The organism is Micromonospora sp. BS32 (assembly GCF_059089345.1).
In genome coordinates this window covers 1-263 of sequence record NZ_JBSSHR010000186.1, presented here as the reverse complement: position 1 = coordinate 263, position 263 = coordinate 1, and the positions used below count along the sequence as shown (strand labels likewise).

1 protein-coding gene is annotated in these 263 nt (G+C 67.3%); it reads left to right on the top strand.

Features of this window, described 5'->3' with window-relative positions:
* Positions 1–263: transposase (locus AC5RWQ_RS30825; RefSeq protein ID WP_494286101.1), on the top strand; the 263-nt coding region annotated here is incomplete at both ends.

Here is a 263-nt window from a genome sequence, read left to right as displayed (position 1 = left end):
GCGGGTCCTGGAAGCCGCTCTGGACGGTGAGATCACCGATCACCTGGGCTATGACAAGGGCGACCCAGCCGGGAACAACGGTGGGAACTCCCGCAACGGGGTGCGGGGCAAGACGGTGCTGACGGAGTTCGGCCCGGTGCAGATCGAGGTGCCCCGCGATCGCGACGGCAGCTTCGAGCCGCAGATCGTGCGCAAGCGTCAGCGCCGGCTGTCCGGGGTCGAGGACATGGTGATCTCCTTGTCGGCCAAGGGATTGACGACCG